Here is a 25,194-nt window from a genome sequence, read left to right on the forward strand (position 1 = left end):
TCCGGCGGCAGGTTGGCTACAAGCCTGGCATCATGATTCATCGCATCTCTCTGACCGAGCGAGCCGCCTGGCTGGCGGAGCTTCGCGCCACTCTGGCTCTCGGCTGGCCTCTCGTTCTCGCTACCCTGGCGCAGAACGCCCTGATGACGTCCGACGTGATCCTGATGGGCTGGATGGGGTCGGAGGCCTTGGCCGCAGGGGCGCTCGGCACCAATCTCTATTTCGCCTTCCTCATCTTCGGCATCGGCCTCGTCAACGCCACCTCGCCGATCATCGCCGAGGAGCTTGGCCGCAAACGCCATTCCGTGCGCGAGGTGCGGCGCACGGTTCGTCAGGGCCTGTGGGCTTGCGTCACGGTTGCGATCCCGATCTGGATCGTCGCCTGGAACGGAGAGGCGATCCTGCTCGCCATCGGCCAGGAGCCGCGGCTTGCCCATAATGCCGGCCAGTACATGCGCGCGCTTCAGTGGAGCCTGCTGCCGTTTCTATTCTTCCTGGTGCTGCGCTCCTTCCTGGCGGCACTGGAGCGTCCGGGCTGGGCATTGTTCATCGGGCTGCTGGCCATCCCGGTGAATTTCGGTGCGGCTTACGTCCTGATGGTCGGCTCCTTCGGTCTGCCCGCCCTGGGGCTGATCGGAGTAGGGCTGGGCACGGTGCTGTCGAGCACGTTCATGTTCCTGGGACTTGCCCTGGTGATCGTTCTCGACCCGAAGCTGAGGCGCTATCACATTTTCGGCCGCTTCTGGCGCTCCGACTGGCCGCGCTACCGCACCCTGTGGCGGATCGGCGTTCCCATCGGCCTGACGCTGATGTTCGAGGTAACGATCTTCAACGCGGCCGCCATGCTCATGGGCCGGCTCGGCGCGAGCGAACTGGCAGCCCACGCGGTGGCGCTGCAGATTGCCTCCTTCTGCTTTTCTGTTCCGCTCGGGATCGGGCAGGCCGTGACGGTGCGCGTGGGCCGTGCCTATGGCGCGCAGGACGCCCCAGGGGTCACCCGCGCCGGCTGGACGTCGTTTGCCCTGGGCACCGGCTTCATGGTGATCACGGCCTCGTTGATGATGTTCGCGCCGCACCTGCTGCTGGGCGCTTTCCTCGACCTGAGCGATCCCAAGAATGCACTCGTGGTCGATCTGGCACGCTCGTTCCTGGTGGTGGCCGCCATCTTCCAGCTGGTGGACGGCGCACAGGCGGTCGGCGCCGGCATGCTGCGCGGCCTCCAGGATACGCGGGTGCCGATGATCTATGCGGCCTTGGGCTATTGGGGCATCGGCCTGCCGCTCGGCATCATCCTGGCCTTCAACACGCCCCTGCGCGGCATCGGCATTTGGATCGGGCTCGCCAGCGGGCTTGCCGTGGTGGCCGGGCTGATGCTCTGGCGCTGGCTGCGCCGCGACCGGCTTGGGCTGGTCACGGCCGTGCCGCAGGACGTTCAGGAAGCGTTTGCGAGCTGATTGACGAGACGCGAGAGATCCACGGGGGCGAACTGCGCATCCTCGCGGGTCACGGTCACTTCCTCCACGGTGAGGCGGCGCCACTGCGCCAGGCGGGCCAGAGCTTCCTGCACCAGGTCCTCGGGCGCGGAGGCTCCGGCGGTCAGTCCGATCACGGCGGCGCCGTCGATGAAGGACAGCGTCAGGTCCTTTGGATCCTGCATGAGCAGCGCTTGGCGGCCCTCGCCCACGGCCACCTCGCACAGACGGTTGGTGTTCGAGGAATTGCGGGCGCCGCACACGATGATCCGCTCCGCCCGGCGGGCGATGACGCGAACCGCCATCTGACGGTTCTGCGTCGCGTAGCAGATCGTCTTGACGTCGGGACCCTGGATGGCCGGAAACCGTGTTTTGAGGGCCGCGATGATCTCGCGCGTGTCGTCGACGGACAGCGTGGTCTGGGTGATGTAGGCGATGCGCTCCGGGTTCAGCACGGGCAGCTTAAGCGCCTCCTCGACGCTCTCGATCACATGCACGGTGCCGTCGATCTGCCCCGTTGTGCCCTCGATTTCCACATGACCCCGGTGGCCGATGACGATGATCTCGCGGCCTGACTTGGCATGGCGCTGTCCTTCGAGATGAACGCGGCGCACGAGCGGACAGGTGGCATCGAGCACGGAGAGCCCGCGGCCAGCTGCCTCGCGCTCCACAGCGCGCGAGACTCCATGGGCGCTGAAGATCGCCACCGCCCCGTCGGGAATCTGGGCGATGTCGTCGACGAAGATCGCGCCCTTGCGCTTGAGATCGTCCACCACGCGGTTGTTGTGAACGATCTCGTGGCGCACATAGACGGGCCTTCCCGTCTGCTCCAGGGCATCTTCGACGGCCTGGATGGCGCGCTCGACACCGGCGCAGAAGCCGCGCGGCGCGGCGAGCAGAACGGTGAGCGGCGGATGGTCCTGAATCATGCCGCGTCCTCCGTCTTCAAGGCTCTGTCTTTGGAGAGAGTGGCCCGGGTGCCGCGGGCATGGTGCAGAATGGAGGCGGCGTGCTCGCCGGCCATCACGGCGCTCTCGATGGTGGCGGGAAGAGACCCGATCCAGTCGCCGGCGAGAGCCAGGTTCGCGAGCGGTCTTAAGGGAGGCTGCGGCAGGGTCTCGGCGGCTTGGCGAATCGTGGCGCGCTTTTCCTTCACGACGCGTGTTTCGGGCTGCCGGTCGGGATGCGCATCGAGGCCGAGGGAGTGCAGCGCCGGCGCGATCTCGCGCCAGATCCGGGCTGCTACATCGGATGCGTTCTGATCGACCACCGTATCGGCGGCCGAGACGGTGACGCTCACATGGCTCTCGCGGATCAGCGCCCATTGGGCAAGCGTGCCGGTGAAGCCGATGAAGCGCGGGCGGTCCAGACCTTTCATGCGGTAATGCACGTTGAGAATTGGCTCGAAGTGGGTCGGAACGGGAAGGGCAGGCAGAAGACGCTCCACCTCGTAGGGTGGGAGCGCCAGGATCACGCGGTCGTCGGGGCCAAGCATGATTGTGCGGTCGCTCAGCGACAGCCCGATGACGCGCCCTCCCACGATGAGGAGGTTGCGCAGCCGCTGCCCGGTGAGAACGGGCACGCCCCTCGCCTGCAGGGTCGCGATGGCAGGCTCGATCAGGTCTTGGCTCAAACCGTTCTTCGCCACCAGGAGACGGCCCGCGCCGGGTCGGATGAGCTGGCGCAGCGCGCAGGCGAGCCGCTGCGCGGAAGCCTGCTCGGGCGGCGTGTTGAGAACCGCTACCGTCAGCGGCTCGATCAGGCTGTCCATGATCGGGCGCTTGCCAATGATGGCAGCGACCGGACAATCCTTCGCGGCGAAGACCAGGCGTAGGATGCGCACAAGATCGGACAGGGTCAGCCCCTGCGGGCGGCGGGACGGCAGCAGCCAGGACCAGGGCGAGAGGCCGACGCGGCGCATCTCGCCCGTGCGGCCGTCATAAAGCGGAAGGCCTTTAGGTTCGGGTTCGCACCAGCGCTCGCGCGCGCCCACAGTCTTCAGGAGATCGAGCGCACGCCCATTGGCCGTGAACAGCACATGGGTGCCGTTGTCATGGTCGAAACCATCGGCGGGGTGCAGCGTGCGGCAGCGCCCGCCCGGATGGGGGGCAGCCTCATAGAGTACGGCCTCGCCGCCATCAACTGTCGCGGCCAGCGCCGCGCTCAGGCCCGCGATCCCCGCTCCGACGATATGGGTGCGCCGTGCTGTCATGCGGGCCTCATGGCGCGGGAGATCAGATGCAGGCGGTCGGCGGTGCTCAGGCGCAGTCGGCCTTGGCGTGTGCCCCAGCCCCGGGCCTGCAGTCGGGCGAGCACGCGGCGGTAATTCTCCATCATCAGGATTGCGGGCTTCAAGGCCGCGCGGTCGAGGCGCGTCAGGGCCGCATCCGCCGCCGTAAAGCCTGCACGCGCCTCCTCGGCCAAGCCGTCGCAGACGCGGGCGAAGCGAGGATCGGCCACGAGGGTGGCGGCCGGTGCATCCTGCAATCCGAGCTGCGCGAGCCGCGAGAGCGGAACATAGACACGCTCGCAGGCGGCATCCTCATCCACGTCGCGGAGAATGTTCACGAGCTGCAGGGTGCGCCCGAGATCGAGCGCAAAATCATGAGCCGACGGCACGCCGAAGATGCGGATTGACAGGGCTCCGACCGAGCCCGCCACGCGGCGTCCGTAGAGATTGAGCTCGTAGTCGCTTGCGATCCGCAACCGTTCCGCGCTGTCCATCTCCATGCCGTCGAGAAGCGCGTGGCATTCCTCCACCGGGAGCTTGAACAGGGTCGAAGCGCGGGCGAGCTCCCGGCCGATGGGCGTTTCCGGGGCGCGGTGCAGCCGGTCGATCTCACGCCGCCACTCGCGCAGGAAAGCACGCTTCTCCGAGGGCGGCGCGGCCCCATCGGCGATATCGTCGACGGCGCGGCAGAAGGCATAGACCGCATGCATGGCGCGCCGGCGGTCGCTGTGCAGGCTCTGCATGCCGAGGCGGAAGGACGATCCGGAGCGCCGCACCATGGCGGCCGTGATGCGATGGTCGCCGTTGACCGGCCGGCGCAGCGTGCCGCTTAAGCCCCGCAGGAATGCCCCGCAGGCATCGGCCTTGCTCACCTGCACCCGCTCCAGAACCGGATCGCCGCGGCGCAGGCGCTCGCTCAAAAGACGGGCAAGCGCGAGCGTGGCGATGCTTTGCGCCCGCAGGCGGCGGTTCTGCAGATGCTCCGGCAGGGATTGCGCCTGATCGATCAGGGCATCGACCCGATCGAGCATGGCATCGACCACGCTGCGGCGCAGAGCACCGTGAGACGGTTCGAAGAAAGCCCTTTCCGAACCTGCCCCCATCATCCAGCGCAACGGGATGTAGATGCGGCCGAGATCCTGGTAGTCCTTGCCGCAATCCTGCAGGTGGTTGAGGATCTGCAGCGCTGTGCACAGGGCATCCGCCGGAGCCTGCGCGGCGCTGCGCTCGTTGTGCAGCGCCAGGAGAAAGCGGCCGACCGGATTGGCCGAGAAGCGGCAATACTCGATCAGCTCCGCCCATTCGTTGTAACGGGCCTTGACCACGTCCTGACGAAAAGCACGCAGGAGATCGCGTGCCTGGACAAGTCCGGCCTTGTGCCGCCTGTCGGCCGCGTGCAGGCGCGCGGCTTCAGGGATTGCAGGATCGCCGGCGACGAGCGCCTGCTCGAGCTCGTCGAGGCGCTGGAGCTTCTCAGCCGATTTCAGTTCTGGCGTATCGGCAATGTCGTCGGCCATCCGGGCAAACGCATAGAAGGCGAGAACCGCATCCCGGTGCTCGGGCGAGAGCACCAGTGAGGCCACCGGAAAGTTTTCGTCCCGCGGCCGCTTCATGGCTTCACCCCCACGGGATAAAGCCTTCCCTTCCACCCGGCGCGGCGGGTGGTGCCGATCCGCAGGAGCACGCTCCACTGGATCGCCAGCCCGATCAACATGGTGAAGGGATGCAGGGGAATTGACCAGGGATTCTCTCGCGTGGCCACCGTCACGAGCGTCCGGGTCACGAGCGACAGGAGCACCGCGGCTATGATCGGAAACGTCGGCACGAAGGGAAGAATGGCAAAGGGCAGCACGTGCCCGCCGAGAAGAAGCATTGTCCAGACCGGTAGGGCGACCGGTGTCGCCATGCCCTCATGGGCATTCTTCGCAAAGCCGTTCCAGGCCTCATCGAAGCGTGTGTACATGCGGCAGGAGGCGAGATGATCTCCCGGCACGAGATCCGTCATAAAGCCCTTGCGGCGGAAGAGCCGCGCGAGCTGAATGCCGTCATGGATGCGCGTGCGAATGGCCGCGTGGCCCCCGCTTGCGCGATAGGCCTCCCGTTCCACAAGCATGAGCTGACCGCAGGCCGCGCCGAGGCCGGGATCGCGTGACAGGCGCATGAAGCCCATGGGCAGATAACCGAGCAGCAGCAGGTTGATCGTCGGCACCGTGAGCAGTTCGCCGAGCGAGCGCATGATCTGGCGCGGCACGGCGCTCACCAGGCCGGCATCGGTTTTCTGTGCATGGCCTACCAGAAGAGCGGCCGCATGCGGCCTCACGCGCACGTCGGCATCCACGAACAGCAAATGCGTGCCCTTGGCTGCTTCCGAGAGATGATGGCAGGCATGGACCTTGCCGGTCCATCCGTCTTCAAGGGGAGGGGCCGTGAGAAGGCGCACACGTTCATCGCGTGCAGCGTAGTGTCTGACGATCTCCGGCGTGGCATCGGTGGAGCCATCGTCCATGACCAGGATTTCGACCGGCACGCCGACGCTGGCTAACGTGGCATCGAGAGCAGGGCCGATGTTCTTCGCCTCGTTGCGCGCGGGGATCAGGATCGAGACGAGGACATCGCCTTGCGGTGCATGGGGCGGTGTCGCACGTAAGATGCCCAGATTCAGGAGAGCCAGCGCGAAGGGGAGTGCCGCAAGGCCAAAGAGGACAAGACCGAGGACCATCATGACGGGCGGCCCTCATGCGACGGATCGAAGCCTCGGCCCCGCAGCGCCGCTGCCATCCGACGCCAGCCGTCATAGAGGCCGCCAACACCGGATCGTCCCTCGAGCAGAGATCGGAAGCGCGCCGGATCGCGGCTCTGCACATCGGCACTCAACCGGTCGAGGGTGGTTGTAAGCTCGATTTCAAGGCGTTCCAGGCGGGCAGGGCGTGCAAGGTTCAGAAGATCCTGGCCGCGCATGGGCTTGCCAAAAGCCAGAAAGGCCTCGGCCCCGCGTTCGAGCCAGAAGCCGTATTCGATCGCGAGCGGGATCACGATGCAGTCGGGTGCGAGTTCGGGAAGGCGCACGATGCCGGACTTGAGCCCGAGCGGACGCTCGCGCACATCACTGAACCGGCCCTGCGCGGTGACCCAGAGCGCACGGTTCGGCGCCGACAGGATCTCGGCGCTGGCTTTCAGGAAATCCGCCGCGCCGCGGGGGCTCTCCAGATCGACCCCAAAGGCTCCGATGCGGCCGAAGACGCCGTATTGCTTGAGCATCGCGGCATCGATGGGCGCGTAGCTTTCATGCGAGGGAAGGAAACGGTCCGCGGCGAGAATGTATACGGCCGCGTCCCACCACGCCGGATGATTGGAATAGACGATGACCGGCCCGGTCGGCGGAATGGCTGGCAGGCCCCACGACGCAATCCGCAGCGCATTCATGTGGCGCGTGAAATAGCGGCGGAACGTGGAGACCATGAAGCGATGGATCAGGGGCGAACGACGCGCCACGGGAGACGATCCCGCCCGGTGGGGCGAGGAGCGTTCTCCATTGGCTTTCGTCACTTCCTGCTTCAAGACACGTTCCGTAAATCTGAAGCCTTGCTGTCCGCATCGAGGGCATCGGCGGCGATCCAGCCCGACATCATGACCATCGGCATGCCGGGGCCCGGATGAGCCGCGCCGCCGGCGAGATAAAGGCCCTGCACCTGCCGGCTGCGGTTGCCGGGCTTGAACGCGCCCATGAACTTGCCGTGGCTGGCGAGCCCATAGATGGCGCCGTTGAGCACCTTGTAGCGATCATGGATGTCCTGCGGCGTGAGATGGCGCTCGACGACGATGCGCTCCTCGATGTCGCTCATGCCGGCCGTGCGTTTCAGCTTGTCGATGATCACCTGGCGATAGGCCGGGAACATCTGCGACCAGTCGTGATGCGGGCGCAGGTACGGCGTGTGCACCAGAACGTAGAGCGCCTCGCCGCCTTCCGGCGCAACGCTCGGGTCCGTGGCTGCGGGCGCTGCGAGATAGCAGGTCGGATCGGGCGCGGGCTCGCCCCGGCGATAGATGTAGTCGAACTCCTCCTCCGGATCGCGCGAGAACACGAAGTCGTGGTGGAGGACGTGATCGTAGCGCTTGTTGAGGCCGAGATAGAGCACCACGCCCGAGCAGGCCGGCTCGAAATCCTTCCTCGCGTAATGCTCGCCCACTTCGCCGCCGACGAGTTCGCGGTAGGTGCGGATCGAATCCATGTTCGAGATCACGCTGTCATAGGCCACGGTTTCACCGCTGGCGAGCACGATGCCCGTGACAGCGCCGTTCTCGACATTGAGAGAGGCCACATCGCTGTCGGTCTTGATGCTGGCGCCGAGTTCGGTCGCGAGCTTCGCCAAGGCTTCGGCCACCGCGCGGGTACCGCCTATGGGATACCACACGCCGTCAGCCGCCTGCATATGGGCGATGGCGCAGAGCACCGCGGGCGAACCATAGGGCGACGAGCCCACATACTGCGTGAAATGGTCGAGCATCTGCGCCAGGCGCTCGTCCTTGACCTTGGACCGGATGGTACCGGCCACCGACGAACCCATGCGCAGGGACAGCACGTCCCGCAGGGTTCCGGGGTTCATGTTGGCCCGGATGTTGATGGTGTCGAACAGATCCTCGACAGGTTTCCAGAAGAAGAACTTGTTCGAGATCTCGTGCAGATGAGCGGAAATCTCCTGGAAGCGCTTATATCCATCACCGGTATTCTTGCCCGGTGCGAAGCGGTCCATCGCCTGGGCCATGGCATCGATGTTCTCCTGCAGGTCGATCTGCGTGCCGTCATCGAAGAAGCAGCGCCATTGCGGATCGAGCCGCACGAGGTCGAGATAGTCGGAGAGGTTGCGCCCGGCCTCTGCGAAGATACGCTCCAGAACCCGCGGCACGGTGAGGATCGTCGGACCCATGTCGAAGCGGAAGCCATCCTCGTGCAGGACCGCGGCCTTGCCGCCGACCCAGGCATTCTTGTCGTAGAGCGTGACCTTATGCCCGCGGGCGGCTGCGACGCAGGCGGCCGCCAATCCGCCCAGTCCTCCGCCGATGACTGCAACCGAACTTCCTTGAGCGCTCACGATGTCCTCCCGCAGGACACGAGCCTATTCGTTCCAAGGCCTGTGTCCAGTTGTGTTGGTTCTAGGAATGGCATGACCCACTTCAAGGCAGATCACGCAGGTTTGGGCGACGGGCGCAGATCATGCGCAGGGATTGCCGGCCCGGGGCCCGGATCACCGGGTCGAAGCCGGCCGATTCCAGGAGCGGCTTGATCCGGGCCACGTCGCGGGTGTTGCCGCCCCACAGCAGGTTCTTCAGCCGGTTGACCGCCGAGGCCGTGCCCGGGGCTTCATGGGAAAGGGCCGCGACCAGGAGCCAGCCGCCCGGCTTCAAGGCACGGAAAATCCGCCGAAGGGCCTCCTCGATGACGGCATCGGGCAGGAACATCTGTGGCAGGAAGGCGAGGTCGAAGGCCCTGTCCTCCTGGATTTCCTCCACTCGCTCGCGGTGGATCGCGATGCGGCTCGCGAGACCTGCCTGCCGCACATGCCTTTCGCCAAGCTCTGCCGGGTGCGGCGCCGGCTCAAGCGCCACGGCGCTCAAGTGAGGGAAGTGCCGGCAGAGCGCGATGGACAGGCCCGCAGCGCCTGCTCCCACGTCGAGAAGAGCCGCTCCAGGGGCCTCGAGCTTTGGAACGAGCCCCGGCAGGAATTTCAGCTTCGGCAGCGCCCGTGTGGTCCAATGCCGGGTCAGGGTGCCCTGCGCCTCGATGATGGCGTCGTCCGTGTGAGACCAACCGTCGAGGCTCAAGTTTCCCGCCTTCAGCCTGTGCCGGAAATCCTCGGTCTGCAGCAGCGGCGCGCGCAAGGCCGCCTTGAAGGTTTCGGCGCCCTCGGACGACGTGAACGGCATCAGCACGGGCGAGGCCTGCACCCGGCCGTCATGCCAAGTGACGAAGCCGAAGGCTGCGAGGGCGTCGAGCAGGGTCTGCACAAGGGCTGGCGCAAGGGACAGCGCCGATGCCAAGTCGCCGACGGTGGCAGGGTGCCTGAGCCGGATGAGAAGCCCGCTCTCGGCGCAGGCCGACAGGGCACTCGCCGACCAGATCGCCGTATCGGCCTCTTCGAGCACCTTCAGGACGTCACTGCTTTTTCGGAAGGTTATTGGAATGGCGGGCATGCGCCAGGAGCCAGGGCCTACGGAGCCGAGGCCGAAGCGATCTCCTCCATGGGACAGAAGGGCATAAGCGCGCCACAGCATGGGAGGCTATTGGATCGAGGGCGCGCCCATCATCGAGGGTTCCTCGATGATGGGCGCGTCTGACGGGATGGTTGGGGCGCGGCTGAGGGAGTGAGAAACAGGCATGCGAGCGATCCGATCCGACTCATGACATGCTCCCTCACAAAGCGGCTTCGCCCACCGGTGATGCGACCGGCTCCGGCCTGTCATTTCCGACCTTGCGGCGCTCCCGATCTTCGAGCAGCAATCGCGTCGTGATCCGTGCGCCTTCGTAGATGACCGGCAGACCGCTGCCAGGATGGGTGCCACCGCCCACCAGATAGACGTTGCGACCAAAGCGGTTATGCGGCCGGAAATAGAGCATCTGCGTGAGATTGTGCGCGAGGTTGAAGGTGGCGCCTTCAAAGACCGCGAAATCGTCCTCCCAGCCGCGCGGCGTCACCACGCGCTCAAAACGGATGCGGCTTTCGATGTCGGTAAGGCCGAGCAGCTTCAGCCGCTCCAGAGCGATCCGGCGATAGCGCGGCGCCTCGCGCGTCCAATCGACATCGCAACGCAGGTTCGGCACCGGCACCAGCACGTAGAGGCTCGCGTGGCCTTTCGGCGCAAGCGACGGATCGGTGACGCCCGCATGATGCACGTAGATCGACGGCTCCTCGGGGAGAATTCCGTTCGTGATCTCGTGAATGTTGCGCTCGTATTCCCTGGACAGCAGAATCGTGTGATGGGCGAGATCGCCGACATCGCCCTCGATGCCGAGATAGAGCATGAATGTCGAGCAGGAGATCTTGGCGCGATCGAGCTTTTTGTTCTTCCAGCGCGGGCGCATTTCTTCCGGCACGAGCCGGCGCATGGCATGGCCGAAATCGCCGTTGACCACAACGGAACCTGCAGCAAACCGCTCTCCGCCTGCTTCAAGTCCGACAGCCTCCCCGTTCTCGTAGAGAATGCGGTCCACCGGCATGTTCAGGCGAATGTCGACGCCCAACTTGCGCGCGACATTGGCCATGGCCTCCGACACCGCGCCGCAGCCGCCCATGGGATGAAACACGCCGTGCTCGTATTCAAGGAACGAGAGAATCGTGAACAGGCTCGGGCACTGGAACGGCGACATGCCGAGATATTTCGTTTGAAACGAGAAGGCGAGGCGCACGCGCGGGTCGGCGAAATAGCGCTTGAGATCGCTGTCGACGCTCGAGAAGGGTCGGAGCTTCGGCAGCGCCGCCAGCATGGCGGGCGAGAAGAGATCGGCCGGGTTCGAAAACGCCTGCTCCAGCACAGGTCGGAAGGCTTCGAGCTTTTCGCGGTTGTCGTCGAGAAAGCGCCGCACGTTGCGGGCATCGTCGGGCGCAAGGCGGGCGATCTCCTGTTCCAGACGGTCGAGATCATAGGTCGCCCGGATGGAGCCGCCGCCTTCGAAGACAAGGTGGTATTGCGGGTCGAGCCGCCGGAGCTCGACATGATCCTCCAGCCGTTCGCCGCAAGCCTCGAAGATGTCCTTCAGAACGCGTGGATACAGGAAGAACGTGGGGCCGATATCGAACTTGTAGCCGCCCGGAGCGTGAATCGTGCGGGTGCGGCCGCCGACGGCCGGCTCGCGTTCGAAGATCGTAACCGGTATCCCCTCCCGGGCCAGCAACATGGCCGACGCCAAGCCGCCCGGGCCGGCCCCGACAACGGCCACATGCGGGGATGGGGAAGATTTCAGCATCGAACAGGCGTCCTCAACTGTCACGTGAACAGTGAAGACTTACCTATAGCGGCTTGGCTATCCGGCCAGAGTCACATTCTGGCGATCACGGAACAGTGAGATATTCCTTAAGGGGAAAGGAAACGTTGTTCCATATATAGAAATCTAGACATAATTTTCTTCAGGCTAGTTTTTGCAATAAATCCATAGCTCTGAAGTATGAAGTGGCACTGAAAAAATTTAGGTGCCTTATTCTTGCCTTTTTAAAGATCAGTTTCACTTTCAATCACAACGGAAGGGGAGACTGTCCTTGAAGAATATCCTCACCCGAGCATCTGCAATGGTGCCACTTCTTTTTGTTGCTGCTTGCAATACAACCGCCTCCAACGACCCTTCAGTCACAGGATCCATCTCGACGGCGAATATCGAGACAGGCAAAGCCTTTCAGCGCGGTACTGCCTCCTGGTACGGACCCGGTTTCCATGGCCGCAAAACCGCCAGCGGCGAACGCTTTAATTCCTACGACATGACGGCGGCACACCGCTCGCTGCCCTTCGGCACCCGCCTCAAGGTCGTGAATGAAAACAACGGCCGTTCCGTGGTCGTGCGGGTGAACGACCGTGGCCCCTTCGCCCACCGGCGCATCATCGATCTCGCCAAAGGCCCCGCACAAGCTCTCGGCCTCACCTCGTCCGGCGTCGGCTACGTCTCCCTTCACCGCCTCGATTAGGCGCTTCTTAATCCCTTGCGGCGATTCTTGGCTCGATTCGGGACCAAGGGTTGCTTACATGGAATCGAGATCGTCTCAGCCGACGAACGTCATACGCTTTCCGGGCGCGCGCTCGTCAGCCAATCCCCGCCACGACCAAAAGAGCCTCATGGATGCGGTGTATTCCGCGGGGTCGCTGACGATCGGGGCCGACGATCGCGCGACCAAGGCCATGGCGACGCGCCTGACCATTTTCGGCTTCGTCGTCATTGATGAAGTCCAAGCCGACGGCATGGGCCGGCGGCTTCGCCCTTCCGAGGCTTTCCATGCCTCCACGGCCTTGCCCTGGCGGGTCTCGAAGCCCTCCGGCCGTTACCGCGTCGATGACGGCATTCCAGAAACGGACAGGGAACTGTTCGCGGCTCTGCAGGCCTAACCATCCTCAGGGCTCGCCTTTCCCGCTCTGTGAGCTATGTCCTCATCCGGCCATGGCATTCCAGGGGAAGGCGATGCACCTGATTCAGATTCTTCTGCCGCTTGCCGACAATGCAGGCCGCCGGTTCGACGGCGCAGCCTATGGGCGTGTGCGCTCGGAGCTGTCCGAACGCTTCGGCGGGATCACGAGTTTCACGCGTGCTCCGGCCGAAGGCGTCTGGAAAGAAGGCGGTCACACGGCTCATGACGACATCGTCGTGTTCGAGGTCATGGCCCGTGAGATCGATCATTCCTGGTGGGAGCGCTACCGCGCCGAACTGGAGCGCCGCTTCGATCAGGAAGCCATCGTGATTCGGGCGATTCGCGTCGAAATGCTTTAATTCAAGGAACCGACCCACCACGGCTTCGCTTGTTCCATCAAAAAGCGGAGCATGCTGATGTCGAAGCCCCTCGTCGTCTCTATTCCCCACAACCTAGGCCAAGCCGAAGCCATGCGACGGCTTCAGGGCGGTATGGCCGGCGTGAAATCGCAATTTGGAGACAAGGTCGCGTCCATTCAGGAAAGCTGGAGCGGAAACCGGATGGATTTTCGCGTCGGCGCCATGGGTCAGAACGTGAGCGGCCATCTTGAAGTCATGCAGGATCAGGTGCGCGTTGAAGTCCAGTTGCCGTGGATACTGGCGATGGTTGCGGAGAAGGCAAAGACCTTTATTCAAAAGCAGGGAACGCTTTTGCTCGAAAAGAAGTGACGTCTACTATTCCCATGAATAGACGTTCACAAAGATGAACGCAGATGGAACCAAACTGTACCATCTGCGTTGTAAAATCGATTGCGACCGCGACCCTTCGACGGTGCGCTTCACTAACGACATCGATTTATTCGCCCCGGACCGGGTTCTTCTGTCCGATCGTGACAACACACCTTTATCTGAGGTTCGCGCTATGCATGAGCGTTTGACGACGCAGTCCTATGCCCTTCGTTCGCCTGTCAAAGCCGGTTCGGAAAAACCTCTCCTCGTCTGTTTCTCGCATCTCCGCTGGGACTTCGTCTGGCAGCGTCCACAGCACCTTCTCAGTCGCGCCGCCAAACATTACGATGTGCTGATCATCGAAGAGCCGATGTTCAAGGCTGGCGTGACGCCGCATATGGACGTGAGCGAGCGCCCACAGGGCGTAACAATTGCCGTTCCCATGCTTCCCGAAGGATTGTCCCATGAGGACATCATCTCCGAGCAGCACGACCTCATCGAGAATCTGATCGGCCGTGAATCGGCAAGCCCACGTGTGTTCTGGTACTACACGCCGATGGCCATGGCCTTCACCAGCGATCTCGAATGCGACTTGTGCGTCTACGACAACATGGATGAGCTCTCGCTCTTCCGCGGCGCATCGCAGGAGCTCCTCGACCTGGAGAACGCGCTTTTCACCCGCTGCGATCTCGTGTTCACCGGCGGCATGAGCCTCTACGAGGCCAAGAAGCATCGCCATCGCAGCGTCCACGGCTTCCCGTCATCGATCGACTTCAATCATTTCTCGCAGGCGCGCTCCATCCACCAGGATCCCGAGGACCAGGCGATGATTCCGCATCTGCGTCTCGGCTTCTTCGGCGTCGTGGACGAGCGCATGGACATCGACCTCCTGGCTGAGGTTGCTGACCTGCGCCCCGACTGGAACTTCGTGATGATCGGCCCGGTGGTAAAGATCGATCCCGCCAGCCTGCCGCAGCGGCCCAACATCCACTGGCTCGGCGGTAAGTCCTACAACGAGCTGCCGCACTACCTGGCCGGCTGGGATGTGGGCTTCATGAACTTCGCCCTCAACGAGGCGACGAAGTTCATCAGCCCCACCAAGACGCCTGAATTCCTGGCCGCCGGCGTTCCCGTCGTCTCGACGGCAATCACCGACGTGATCCGTCCCTATGGCGAAAAAGGTCTCGTCGAGATCGCAAGGAGCGCCAAGGAAGTGGTCGCTAAGGTCGAAACCATCTTGAGCAGGCCGAAGGATCCCTGGCTTGCCAGGGTGGATCGCCACCTCGCCGCCGGTTCCTGGGACAAGACCTGGGGTGCCATGCACAAGCTGATGCTGGACGTCACCGGCGAGGCCGCCACGGATCGTCCTACCTCGTCCCTTCCCGTTTATGCCACCACGCCTGCGGAGTGATCTGGAATGTATGACTGGCTGATTGTCGGCGCCGGCTTTGCGGGCAGCGTTCTGGCTGAACGTCTTGCAAGCGAGCGCAACGAGCGCGTCCTTCTCATCGACCGTCGCCCGCATATCGGCGGCAACGCCTATGACCGGTATGATGACGATGGGTTGCTGATCCACCAGTATGGACCGCATATTTTTCACACCAACTCCAAGCAGATCTTCGACTATCTTTCCCGCTTCACGGAGTGGCGCTTCTATGAGCACCGGGTGCTGGCGGAGGTGGACGGCATGCTCGTGCCGATACCGATCAACCTCGACACGGTCAACAAGCTCTACGGCCTGAATCTCACCTCCGAACAGCTGCAGGATTGGTTCGCGGAGCGCGCCGAAACCATCGGCGAGATCAAGACGTCGGAGGACGTCGTCGTCTCCGTCGTGGGCCGCGAGCTCTACGAAAAGTTCTTCCGGGGCTATACCCGCAAGCAATGGGGCCTCGATCCGTCCGAGCTCGACAAATCCGTGACATCGCGCGTGCCGACCCGCACGAACCGGGACGACCGCTACTTCACGGACGAGTTCCAGTTCATGCCGAAGCATGGCTACACCCGGATGTTCGAGAAGATGGTTGGTCATCCGAACATCGACATCATGACGCAGACCGAGTACGACGACGTCAAGAATGTCATCCCGCATCGCCGCGTGATCTATTGCGGGCCGATTGACGAGTATTTCAATTTCCAGTTCGGCAAGCTGCCCTATCGCTCGCTGCGCTTCGAGCATGTGACGCTCGACAAGGCCTGGCACCAGCCCGTCGGGGTGGTGAACTTCCCGCAGACCAACGATTACACTCGCGTCACGGAATACAAGCACCTGACCGGCCAGGAGCATGCCAAGACGGCGCTGACCTACGAGTACCCGTCGGCCGAAGGCGATCCCTACTATCCGATCCCGAAGGCGGCGAATCAGGAGCTCTTCAAGAAGTACGAGCGCTTGGCTCTGGCCACCCCCGACGTCTGGTTCGTGGGTCGTCTCGCGACCTACCGCTACTACAACATGGACCAGATCGTCGGCCAGGCGCTTGCCACCTTCCGGCGCATCAACGAGTCCCTGCCGGTCGGCGCAGATACATCAGCCGTCAAGGTCATGTCGTTGCACGCAGGGCTGGTTTCATAGTCATCCAAAACAGCATCGAACATTCCGCGCTAAGAATAGTTGTCGAACGCTTGTGAAAATAGCTCGGAGTTGCATGATGAAACGATCAGTAGAGCATCGTGCGGAAAAGTGGGCCGGGTTTTCCACCAAGACGATGCTCTCCTCCAGAGAAGAAGCACCGGATGAAACCCAAAAGTGCAAATCCACTTTTGGGTCCGATGCTTTAGAGCTTTGGGGCGGTCTGGAATGTACCGTCGCAAGAGTAGGCGACGACTACCGCGACCAAAGCCTGGAAACCGGTCATCATGATCGCATCGAGGATCTCGACCGGATTGCCGAACTCGGTATCCGCACGCTCCGTCATCCGGTGCTCTGGGAGACAATCTCTCCCGAGAGCCCGGACCGGACGGACTTCTCCTGGCACGACACGCGTCTGAAGCGCCTTCAGGAGCTGAACATCCGGGCCATCGCGGGTCTGTGCCATCACGGCAGCGGCCCCCGCTATACCCACATGCTCGATCCCGCATGGCCCGAGCTTCTGGCGCGCCATGCGGCCCATGTGGCGGAACGCTATCCCCATCTCGATCTCTACACGCCGGTCAACGAGCCGCTCACCACGGCCCGTTTCTGCGGCCTCTACGGCCACTGGCATCCGCATGGCACCGGTTACGAATCCTTCCTCAAGATTCTCGTGAACGAGTGCAAGGCGACCCTTCTGTCCATGAGGTCCATCCGCAAGGTACGGCCCGATGCGCAACTCGTGCAGACCGACGACATGGGCAAGACCTTTTCCACGCCTACGCTCGCCTATCAGGCCGATCACGAGAACCAACGCCGTTTCCTAAGCTTCGATCTCCTGTGCGGGATGGTGGATCGCAGCCACCCCTGGTGGCAGATCCTGCTCGATCATGGCGTCGCGCAGGCCGATCTCGAACTCCTGCTTGAGGCGGATGCGGCGCCCGACATCATCGGCATCAACCATTACCTCACCAGCGAGCGCTATCTCGACGAACGCAAGAGCCGGTATCCGGAACACCATTGGGGTGGGAACGGTCGGCACGAATACGCCGACGCGGAAGCCGTGCGCATGCCGCTGCCGATCAAGGGTCTTGGCCCGGCGGCGCGTCTGCGCGAAGTTTGGGACCGTTACCGGCGGCCCATCGCCATCACGGAAGCGCACCACGGCAGCACCCGTGACGAGCAGCTGCGCTGGCTCATGCAGGTCTGGAACGACGTCGAGAGCCTTCGCAATGAGGGAGCCGACATCCGGGCCGTGACCGTCTGGTCGCTCTTCGGCACGGTGGATTGGAACAGCCTTCTCACTCGGCGCAACGGCTTCTACGAGCCGGGACCCTTCGACGTGAGGGCGCCCGAGCCACGCAAGACGGTGCTCGCCCATGCCACGGAGGCGCTCGCCAAGACCGGCACGTTCGACCATCCGGTGCTTGACCGCGCCGGATGGTGGCGGCGGGACATCCGCTTCTACAAGCGCCCCTCGAAGGTGTCGCGGGCCTGTTGGCTCGCCGACGAGCCGCGCCAGCTCCTGATCACAGGCGCCACCGGCACGCTCGGTCGAGCCTATTCACGCCTGTGCGATTTCCGCGGCCTCAACCATGTGCTGCTTTCGCGCCAGGATATGGATATCGCGGACCCTAAGAGCGTCGCGGAGGCTCTCGAATGTCACCGCCCCTGGGCGGTGATCAACACCGCCGGCTATGTGCGCGTCGCGGAGGCCGAGAACGACAGGAAAGCCTGCTTCCGCGAAAACGCCAAGGGCGCCGAGATTCTCGCGAAGGCGTGCGCCGACCTCGGGATCCCGCTCGTGACCTTCTCGTCCGATCTCGTCTTCGACGGCACGCTTGAGAGGGTGTATGTGGAGAGCGACTATGTCAATCCCACAACCGTGTACGGCGAGAGCAAAGCCGAGGCGGAACGCAAGGTTCTCGAAGCGCACGACAACGCCTTGGTGCTCCGTACCAGCGCCTTCTTCGGCCCCTGGGATCGCTACAACTTCGTCTGGTCCATCCTCAACACCTTGAGCAAGGGAGAGGGCGTGGAAGCGAGCCTCGATGTGGTGTCGCCCACCTATGTGCCCGATCTCGTGAACACCTCGCTCGATCTTCTCATCGATGGCGGTACGGGCATCTGGCACATGGCCAATACCGGCGAGACGTCCTGGCGGGATCTCGCCGCCATGGCGGCCGAGCGCGCGGGCTTCGATCCCGGCCTCGTCACCGATGCGGGCGATCTGCCCGCACTCAACACGGCACTGTCGACCGAACGCGGGATTCTCATGCCGCATCTTGAGAGCGCCCTCGACCGCTTCTTCATCGACAGCGAGGTCGAGTGGTCGGACGATGCCATGAAGGTGGCGGCCGAGTAACTTCTCTCCTCCGGAAACGCAAAGGGCGGTGCTGAGATCTCAGCACCGCCCTTGTCATTCGCGTGATGATAAAGCGCTTTACGCCGCGGCTTCCGCAGCCCGCACCGCTTCCTCAAGACGGGCCGCCCGCGATTCGACCGCGAGCTCCACCAAGGCATCCGTGAGCATCGTTGCCGTCGGATCGGCGAGAGGCGCATCCCGGAGCAGGCGCAGGGTCGAGGCGACCAGGCGGCCGCGGCCATAGGAACGCTCGACGCCGAGCGCCACCGGCTTGTGGATCCAGCCGACCACGAGGCCGGCGAAGACGCGGGCCTGGAAGTCGAGCAGGTTGCAGCCCGAGATCACGTAGTCCGGCAACACCCGGTCCATGGTCTCATCGAGCAGCGGACCGGACGGGAAGCGGGCGAAATGCCCCGACCGCCGCAGCCAGCCGAAGGACGAGGCCCAGTCGCCCGACCAGAGCGTCCCGTGGCGGGGCTGCACCTTCACCGCCTGCCAATGCGGGAAGAACGGGTAGAGGCTCATGTCGCCTTCGGGCAGCAGCAGGAGCTTGGCGCCGGCGCGCACATGGTCGGCAATCGCCTTGTTGTGCGTGCGGGCGACCACGAGGGTCGATTCCTCGAAGGCACGGGCAAGGGTGTAGCCCAGCGCCCGGAAGTGCTCGCGGATATCCTCGTCCGGCGACCAGACCAGCTCACGCGCATGCGCCGGCCGACCACGCTTGGGATGAATCGCGATGTCATGGTGGTTATGCGCGATCACGCGACCATCGGGAGCGCGCAGATCGAAATTGATCCGCCGCAGCGAAGGCTCGTCCATCTGGGGCAACTGGATCTCGACACGCCCGAGGTCGAGCACGTCCGGCGCCGTAATGCGGGGCAGGGGCAGCGTCTGGGTTTCTCCGCCGATTGAGACCTCTATGGTGCAATCCTCGAGCACCGGCCCGGCGCCGTGGGCGACGGCCAGGCTCAGAGACGCCTTCTCGCCGGACCAGTAGGAAGCGCGCTCCCATTTCGGCACGATCACCGTGTCCGAATTGACGATGGGGAACAGCTCGTGGAACACGCGCGTGTTGCGGCGCATGTCGAGCAGGCCGTTCGATTCCCAATGGCAATCATGCAGCTCGGTGATGACATAGCCCGCGAGGCTGGGCTTGCGCCGCATCGCCTCGATCTCATACTTCAGCGCCCGGAACTGCTGCCATTGCGCGGCAATCACGAAGCGGCGCAGGTCGCCGAAGACGCGGTCGAGGCTCCAGTCCGAGAAACGGTTCTCGACGCCATGGGCGTACATCACGCCCTCGCCCCAGTCATGGCCGGTCTCGAACCACCAGGGCTCCTCGCCCTTTTCGTCGCGCAGGTCCTTCGGATAGGGCAGGCCCCAGTTGCCGAATTCCGAGCACATGAGCGGCTCGCGGCCGGTGATCACCGCATCGCCATGTGGCGAGTAGAGCCACGAGGCGCGGCCCGACAACTCGTCCACGAACTGGTCCCACTGCTCCCGGTGATCGGGATAAGCGGCATAGAAGTGATAATCCGCGATGTCGGATTCCACGTGGAAGCTCGGCGCGAGCGGCGAGTTGTCGACCACGAGGCGCGTGGGGTCGTAGGCCTTGAGCCAAGCGAAGGTGCGCTTGAGCCAGTCGCGGTGGTCCGCGTCGTTGACGAGGTCGACGCCCCAGTTCTCGTTGATGATCGTCCAGATGATGATCGACGGATGGTTGCAGTCGCGATCGACGATGCCCTTCAGGAGTTTTTCCTTGCGACCGCGCGAGCGGTCCGTGGCCATCCCGCCATTGGGCAGCTCCGTCCAGATGAGCAGGCCCATCCGGTCCGCCACCTCGTAGTAGCGCGGATCCGCCGCCTTGATGTGGCAGCGCAGGCAATTGAGGCCCATCTCCTTCGCCTTGCGGAACTGATCCTCCAGGAACTCCACCGACGGCACGGTGCAGATCGTGTCCGGGTAGTAATCCTGGTCGAGGGCGGAGCGGATATAGAGCGGCTCGCCGTTGAGATAGAACTTGCCGTTGCGCGTCTCGATGGAGCGGAATCCAAAATTGTCGCCGATCTCGTCCTTCACCTCGCCGTCGCGCATGAGGTGCAGGGTAACCCGATACAGGTTCGGATGATCGGGCGACCAAGCCCGCACATCGTCGAGGGTGAACTCGAACGGCATGGAGGTGACGCCAACTTGCGTCTCGTGCATCTCGTCGAGCACCACGTCGCCGGACGGGTCGGTCACCTGGATGCGGATCTGCGTCGCGTCAGTGAGCGGCCGCGCGAAGAACACACCAGAGGTGACGCGGCCGGTGGTCAGGTTGGGCACGAGGCGCACGCGGCTCATATGGTCGGGGATGCGGCGCTCGAGATAGACCGACTGCCAGATGCCCGAGAGGGGGCCGTACCAGCTCTGCTTGCCGAACGGGATCTCGGCGAAAGGGGAATCCGGGAACTCGGCCGGGTTGTCCGTCGGACTGTCGACGCGAACCTTGATCTCGTTCGGACCAGGCTTGAGGTACGGGGTCACGTCGAAGGAGAAAGGCAGGAAGCCGCCCTCGTTGTGGCCCACCGCCTCGTCGTTCACGAACACCTTGGTGTTGTGGAAGACGGCACCGAAGCGGATCCAGATGCTGTCATGGAGCCACGCTTCCTCCATGTCGACCGTCCGGCGGTAGATGCCGATGCCGGCCCGCATGCGCAGATCGGAGAATTGAGCCTGCCAAGGACTGGGCACCGTGATCTGGCGAACCTCCGCCGGGCCAGACAGACGGTCGTCGGCCACGTGCAAAAACTCCCAAGTCCCGTCCAGACTGATGCGATTGTCCAGCATGATCTCTCCTTGAATCAGAGATTACCCAAGGGTTTCGAAAGCGGCGAAAACATGGCTGAGAGCAGCCCGGCGCAGGCTGTTGCCTGCCCTGCGACACCTCGTGCATGCATGCTTGCTCGACCCATCGGCCCCTCGTCTCTGATCGTGATTGGCGGCCCGTGTCGGACAACGGAAAAAAGCTTCATTGGATCCAGGGTGCAGAGGCGCATGGAATGCCGAATGGCCAAGATCGGATCCGGCAGGAACCGCCTCATGGGTCTGGCGTTGCCCTGATAACGCCGAGCCTTGCTGCTCGCCCGACAGACAATGCTTTTGAAAGAGGCTGGAAATGGCTCAATTGATCCCCGACGATCGCACCCGGCAGGGAGGCTCAGGCCGCCCGGTGCTGGGCGTTCTGATCGGCTCGCTCCTGCTTCTCGTGGTTGCGGTCGCCGGCTACATGATGTGGGCCGCTTCGACCTCGCCCGATGATCCAGGCACGGATGCCGCCCGCTCACAGACAACGGGCTCCACGACCGGCTCGTCCAATGCCAACCCCACCAACCGGATCGCGCCCGCGAATCCCGCCTATCCGGCGCCCGGTGCACAGCCTTCGGCGAACGAGCCCCCGAAGCAGTAACGCTGCTTCCGTAAAGGCAGCCAGGCGAGGCGCGCAGCCTCCCTGGCTTTTTTGTTGCGCCTGGTCTGCCCTGCGGCGAGTTTTCGCCGTAATGATTCGCGAAGAACCGGCCCGCTCACGCTTCGTGCGAAAACGGAACCGCCAGAACGGGAGCATGGGCCAGACCTATGCTTCTAAGGAATGCGATAGGGTAGACCGAATGACGAGTATTGGCCTCAAGCGGCTCTTCGGAGCTGCCGTGATCATGCTGGCCCTTGCGGCCGGCGGCACGTCCGATGCGCAGCCCGCACAGACCCCTCCCAATCCTCAGACGCAGGCCCCGGCTCAACCGCAGCCTCAGGCGGCTCCTGCACCGGCAGCAGCGGCGCCCGCGCCCGTCTCGCCGGAGACCAGGGCTGCCCGCGCCAAGCTCGACGGCTACAAGGCCGATCTTGAGCAGAAGGAGGCGGCGGTCCAGGGCCGGACCATGTCAGATGCGGATCTGCAGAACATCCGGCAGCAGATCGAGCCCATCATCGCCGAGATCCGGGCCGTCGTCGACGAGCAGACGCCAAGGCTGGAGGCAAGCCGGCAGCGCCTAAGCCAGCTTGGCCCCAAGCCTGAGAAAGGGCAACCCGAGGAGAGCCCTGACGTGGCGCGGGACCGCGCCGAGCGCGAGGCGGCCGTGGCGGAGCTCGACGAGACCCAGCGCCTAGGCCGCGCCCTGCTGGTGCAGGCCGAGCAGCTGAGCACCCAGATCGGCGACCTGCGGCGGGCGGGCTTCACCCGCGCCCTGTTCGAGCAGAGCGATGGCCTGATCAGCCCGAGCCTTTGGATGAACGTGGTGCAGGCGGTTCCGCGGGAGCTGCGAGCGTTCAGGATCATTGCCGAGGATGCCTTGGATCAGCTCCAGCGCAGCACGACACTGGGCGTCCTGCTCCTCCTCGGACTGGCCATCGGCATCGCCGTGGCTCTTTATGCCGGGCGACGCTCCATCGCCCCGCGCCTCGTGCGGCGCGATCGAGCCATCCTCGATCCGTCACGCCGCAGTCGGCTCCTGGCGGCGCTGGGCGTGCTCCTTCTGGGGGCGGCTCCAGCCATTGCCGGAAGCTGGATCGTCTGGGTGGTGTTCGATTCCGTCGATATCGTGCCGAGCCGCCTCGAGCAGGTTGTCAAGGCTCTGCTCGGCGGCCTTGCCTTCATCGCCTTCGTGCGGGCCCTGATCGATGCCATCCTGGCGCCGGAGCATACCTCGTGGCGGCTGATCCCGGTGCGGGACGCCTCCGCCACCCGGATCATGAGCTTCTCCGTCACCCTTGCGACGGTCATGGTCGTCGGCAAGGTGATCGAGGCCTTCAACAAGGCCATCGCGGCGGCGCTGCCGATCACGGTGGTCACCCGGGCGGTCTTCGCGCTGGCGGCGGCTCTCATCTTCGCCGAAATGCTGCGGCGGTTCGCGGCGCGCGAGACCCAGGACGAAGCCTGCCTCGGGCCCTATGTCCCGCAGGAGGTCGATATCGGCGGTCCCCTGCGCAGCCTGGGCTGGTTCGTCGTGGCCCTGATCATCGGCAGCGTGGTGGGCGGCTACATCGCCCTTGCCTCCTTCCTGGTCGATCAGGCAGTGGGGATTTCCATCGTCATCGCCCTGCTGGTGCTGGGCATCGCCTTCGCCGACGAGTTCATCGGCGGCTCCCTGCGCGGCCAGAGCCGGATCGCCACGACGCTCCAGGCGAATACCGGCCTCCGGCGGCGGTCGCTGGAGCAGATCGGCATTCTGGTGAGCGGCGTCGCGCGCCTCGCGCTCATTATCATCGCGGCCCTGCTGGTGCTGTTGCCCTGGGGGATCGAATCGACGGACCTGACGGGCTCGCTGCGGGCGCTCTTCTTCGGCTTCAATGTCGGCGACGTCACCATCTCCCTGTCGTCCATCCTGATCGCGGCCCTGCTCTTTGCGGCGGGCTTCACCATCACCCGCGTTGTCCAGCGCTGGCTCAACAGCACTTTCCTGCCGGCGACCGATCTCGATGCGGGCCTGCGCAATTCGATCAGCACGGCGGCCGGCTATGTGGGCATCATCATCGCGGGTGTCGTGGCCTTCACCTATCTGGGCCTCAGCCTGGAGCGGGTCACCATCGTGGCCGGCGCTCTCTCGGTCGGTATCGGCTTTGGTCTGCAGTCCATCGTCAACAATTTCATTTCGGGGCTCATCCTGCTCTGGGAACGTCCGATCCGCGTGGGCGACCTCGTGGTGGTGGGCGACGGCGAGGGCTATGTGCGCCGGATCAACGTGCGCTCCACCGAGATCCAGGCCTTCGATCGCTCGACAATCATCGTGCCGAACTCGAACCTGATCTCCGGCATCGTCCGCAACCGCGTGCGCAACGATCGCGTGGGGCGCGTTCTCGTCTCGGTTCCGGTTCCCCGCGCGTCCGACCCGGACCAGGTGGCGGAGATCATGCGCAAGGCGGCCCTCGCCCATCGCGAGGTGATGAGCGAGCCCAATCCGCGCGTGCTGTTCAAGAAGGTGACGGAGAACACCATCGATTTCGATCTCGTCTGCTTCGTCGACGACATCGATGCGGCCGGGCGCGTGTCGAGCGATCTCTATTTCGAGATCTTCCGCGGCCTGCGGAAGGCTGGGATCGGTGTGCCGCCCCCCGCGGCGGCTCCTGAGCCCGAGGAGGAACCGAAAGACAAGGCTCCCGGATCCGAGGAGGAGGATGAAACCTTAACCCTTCTCAAGGATAAGACGCCCGCATGAAGCGTCTTATCCTCATCGGCCTGTCCGCCCTCGCCCTGGCCGCCTGCCAGAGCGAGAAGCCCGTCGCGCGGGGCCAGACCCCGAGCTTCTATGTCTCCATGGCCAGAGCGGGTGCCGAGGTGGATGCCGCCATGGCGCGGGACATGATCAGCGCCTACCGCGGCAACAACGGCCTGCGCCCCCTGACTCTCGATCCGGACCTCCAGGCCGCCGCGCAGGCGGAAGCCGACGCCATGGCGCGGGCCGATCGCCCAAGTTCCGCCGAGAGCTTCAAGGCGCGGCTTGCCTCCACGGGCTTCGCCCAACCGGCCGCAAACCTCTCCGCCGGCTATCACACCCTGGCCGAGGCCTTCTCCGGCTGGCGCGAGAGCCCGCCGCACAACCGGGTGCTCCTTGATGCCAGGGCGACCCGGATCGGCATCGCCACGGCCTATGCGCCGAACTCCAAGTACAAGGTCTACTGGGCCCTAGCCGTCGCGGCTGACAAGCGCTGATCGCCTGCGGCCTTTCGGGACGAAGAGTTCCGGAACTTAACCCA

20 protein-coding genes are annotated in these 25,194 nt (G+C 64.2%); 11 read left to right on the forward strand and 9 right to left on the reverse strand.

Features of this window, described 5'->3' with window-relative positions; genetic code table 11:
* Positions 1 to 32 precede the first annotated feature (32 nt).
* Positions 33 to 1,454 carry an MATE family efflux transporter gene (locus tag FHR70_RS00545; protein ID WP_183446041.1) on the forward strand — a complete coding sequence of 474 codons (1,422 nt, stop codon included), beginning with the start codon at positions 33 to 35 and terminating at the stop codon, positions 1,452 to 1,454.
* On the opposite strand, the gene ispH is transcribed toward FHR70_RS00545, so the two are convergent.
* The 8 genes from ispH to crtI form a co-directional block, all read right to left on the reverse strand.
* Complete coding sequence (gene ispH, locus FHR70_RS00550; protein ID WP_183446042.1) at positions 1,433 to 2,401, reverse strand: 4-hydroxy-3-methylbut-2-enyl diphosphate reductase; 969 nt, start codon at positions 2,399 to 2,401, stop codon at positions 1,433 to 1,435. The genes FHR70_RS00545 and ispH overlap by 22 nt on opposite strands.
* Entirely contained in the window at positions 2,398 to 3,684 is a 1,287-nt protein-coding gene (locus tag FHR70_RS00555; RefSeq protein WP_183446044.1) for a hydroxysqualene dehydroxylase, read from the reverse strand. Before FHR70_RS00555 ends, ispH begins: the two co-directional genes overlap by 4 nt.
* A complete protein-coding gene (locus FHR70_RS00560) occupies positions 3,681 to 5,315 on the reverse strand; it encodes a squalene/phytoene synthase family protein (protein WP_183446046.1) in 1,635 nt (544 codons plus the stop codon). Before FHR70_RS00560 ends, FHR70_RS00555 begins: the two co-directional genes overlap by 4 nt.
* Entirely contained in the window at positions 5,312 to 6,424 is a 1,113-nt protein-coding gene (locus FHR70_RS00565) for a glycosyltransferase family 2 protein (RefSeq protein WP_183446048.1), read from the reverse strand. Before FHR70_RS00565 ends, FHR70_RS00560 begins: the two co-directional genes overlap by 4 nt.
* A complete protein-coding gene (locus tag FHR70_RS00570; RefSeq protein ID WP_183448419.1) occupies positions 6,421 to 7,161 on the reverse strand; it encodes a lysophospholipid acyltransferase family protein in 741 nt (246 codons plus the stop codon). The genes FHR70_RS00565 and FHR70_RS00570 overlap by 4 nt, the downstream gene beginning before the upstream one ends.
* Positions 7,162 to 7,256: 95 nt before the next feature.
* The gene (locus FHR70_RS00575) at positions 7,257 to 8,792 is read right to left on the reverse strand and encodes a phytoene desaturase family protein (protein ID WP_183446050.1); all 1,536 of its coding nucleotides are present in this window, start codon (positions 8,790 to 8,792) and stop codon (positions 7,257 to 7,259) included.
* Between the two features lie 82 nt (positions 8,793 to 8,874).
* Positions 8,875 to 9,972 carry an SAM-dependent methyltransferase gene (locus FHR70_RS00580; protein ID WP_183446052.1) on the reverse strand — a complete coding sequence of 366 codons (1,098 nt, stop codon included), beginning with the start codon at positions 9,970 to 9,972 and terminating at the stop codon, positions 8,875 to 8,877.
* A 139-nt stretch (positions 9,973 to 10,111) separates the two neighbouring features.
* Positions 10,112 to 11,662 carry a phytoene desaturase family protein gene (crtI, locus tag FHR70_RS00585; RefSeq protein WP_183446054.1) on the reverse strand — a complete coding sequence of 517 codons (1,551 nt, stop codon included), beginning with the start codon at positions 11,660 to 11,662 and terminating at the stop codon, positions 10,112 to 10,114.
* A gap of 319 nt (positions 11,663 to 11,981) precedes the next feature.
* Here crtI and FHR70_RS00590 point away from each other — a divergent pair, with 319 nt between their 5' ends.
* From FHR70_RS00590 to FHR70_RS00620, 7 genes are all read left to right on the forward strand, one after another.
* A complete protein-coding gene (locus FHR70_RS00590; RefSeq protein ID WP_210277439.1) occupies positions 11,982 to 12,371 on the forward strand; it encodes a septal ring lytic transglycosylase RlpA family protein in 390 nt (129 codons plus the stop codon).
* A 58-nt stretch (positions 12,372 to 12,429) separates the two neighbouring features.
* On the forward strand, positions 12,430 to 12,786 hold the full coding sequence (locus FHR70_RS00595; RefSeq protein ID WP_183446058.1) for a hypothetical protein: 357 nt from the start codon (positions 12,430 to 12,432) through the stop codon (positions 12,784 to 12,786).
* A gap of 73 nt (positions 12,787 to 12,859) precedes the next feature.
* Positions 12,860 to 13,165, forward strand: a complete 306-nt coding sequence (locus FHR70_RS00600; RefSeq protein WP_183446060.1) for a hypothetical protein — start codon at positions 12,860 to 12,862, stop codon at positions 13,163 to 13,165.
* 57 nt (positions 13,166 to 13,222) lie between these two features.
* Complete coding sequence (locus FHR70_RS00605; RefSeq protein ID WP_183446062.1) at positions 13,223 to 13,534, forward strand: polyhydroxyalkanoic acid system family protein; 312 nt, start codon at positions 13,223 to 13,225, stop codon at positions 13,532 to 13,534.
* A 193-nt stretch (positions 13,535 to 13,727) separates the two neighbouring features.
* Positions 13,728 to 14,945 (forward strand): glycosyltransferase, encoded by a 1,218-nt coding sequence (locus FHR70_RS00610; protein ID WP_183446064.1) that lies wholly within the window; start codon positions 13,728 to 13,730, stop codon positions 14,943 to 14,945.
* 6 nt (positions 14,946 to 14,951) lie between these two features.
* Positions 14,952 to 16,106 (forward strand): UDP-galactopyranose mutase, encoded by a 1,155-nt coding sequence (glf, locus tag FHR70_RS00615; protein ID WP_183446066.1) that lies wholly within the window; start codon positions 14,952 to 14,954, stop codon positions 16,104 to 16,106.
* Positions 16,107 to 16,182: 76 nt separating this feature from the next.
* Positions 16,183 to 18,468, forward strand: a complete 2,286-nt coding sequence (locus FHR70_RS00620; protein WP_246407770.1) for a family 1 glycosylhydrolase — start codon at positions 16,183 to 16,185, stop codon at positions 18,466 to 18,468.
* Positions 18,469 to 18,546: 78 nt separating this feature from the next.
* Here FHR70_RS00620 and FHR70_RS00625 read toward each other — a convergent pair whose 3' ends face one another.
* Complete coding sequence (locus FHR70_RS00625; RefSeq protein ID WP_183446067.1) at positions 18,547 to 21,297, reverse strand: glycoside hydrolase family 2 protein; 2,751 nt, start codon at positions 21,295 to 21,297, stop codon at positions 18,547 to 18,549.
* A 328-nt stretch (positions 21,298 to 21,625) separates the two neighbouring features.
* Between FHR70_RS00625 and FHR70_RS00630 the strand changes: the two genes are divergently transcribed.
* The 3 genes from FHR70_RS00630 (at position 21,626) to FHR70_RS00640 (ending at position 25,150) form a co-directional block, all read left to right on the forward strand.
* Positions 21,626 to 21,916: a hypothetical protein gene (locus FHR70_RS00630; protein WP_183446069.1), complete on the forward strand. Its 291-nt coding sequence runs from the start codon at positions 21,626 to 21,628 to the stop codon at positions 21,914 to 21,916.
* A 199-nt stretch (positions 21,917 to 22,115) separates the two neighbouring features.
* Positions 22,116 to 24,656 carry a DUF3772 domain-containing protein gene (locus FHR70_RS00635; RefSeq protein WP_183446071.1) on the forward strand — a complete coding sequence of 847 codons (2,541 nt, stop codon included), beginning with the start codon at positions 22,116 to 22,118 and terminating at the stop codon, positions 24,654 to 24,656.
* Positions 24,653 to 25,150: a CAP domain-containing protein gene (locus FHR70_RS00640; protein ID WP_183446073.1), complete on the forward strand. Its 498-nt coding sequence runs from the start codon at positions 24,653 to 24,655 to the stop codon at positions 25,148 to 25,150. The genes FHR70_RS00635 and FHR70_RS00640 overlap by 4 nt, the downstream gene beginning before the upstream one ends.
* Positions 25,151 to 25,194 lie beyond the last annotated feature (44 nt).

Origin of the sequence: Microvirga lupini, assembly GCF_014191055.1 — a bacterium.
Classification (GTDB): Bacteria; Pseudomonadota; Alphaproteobacteria; order Rhizobiales; family Beijerinckiaceae; genus Microvirga; species Microvirga lupini_A.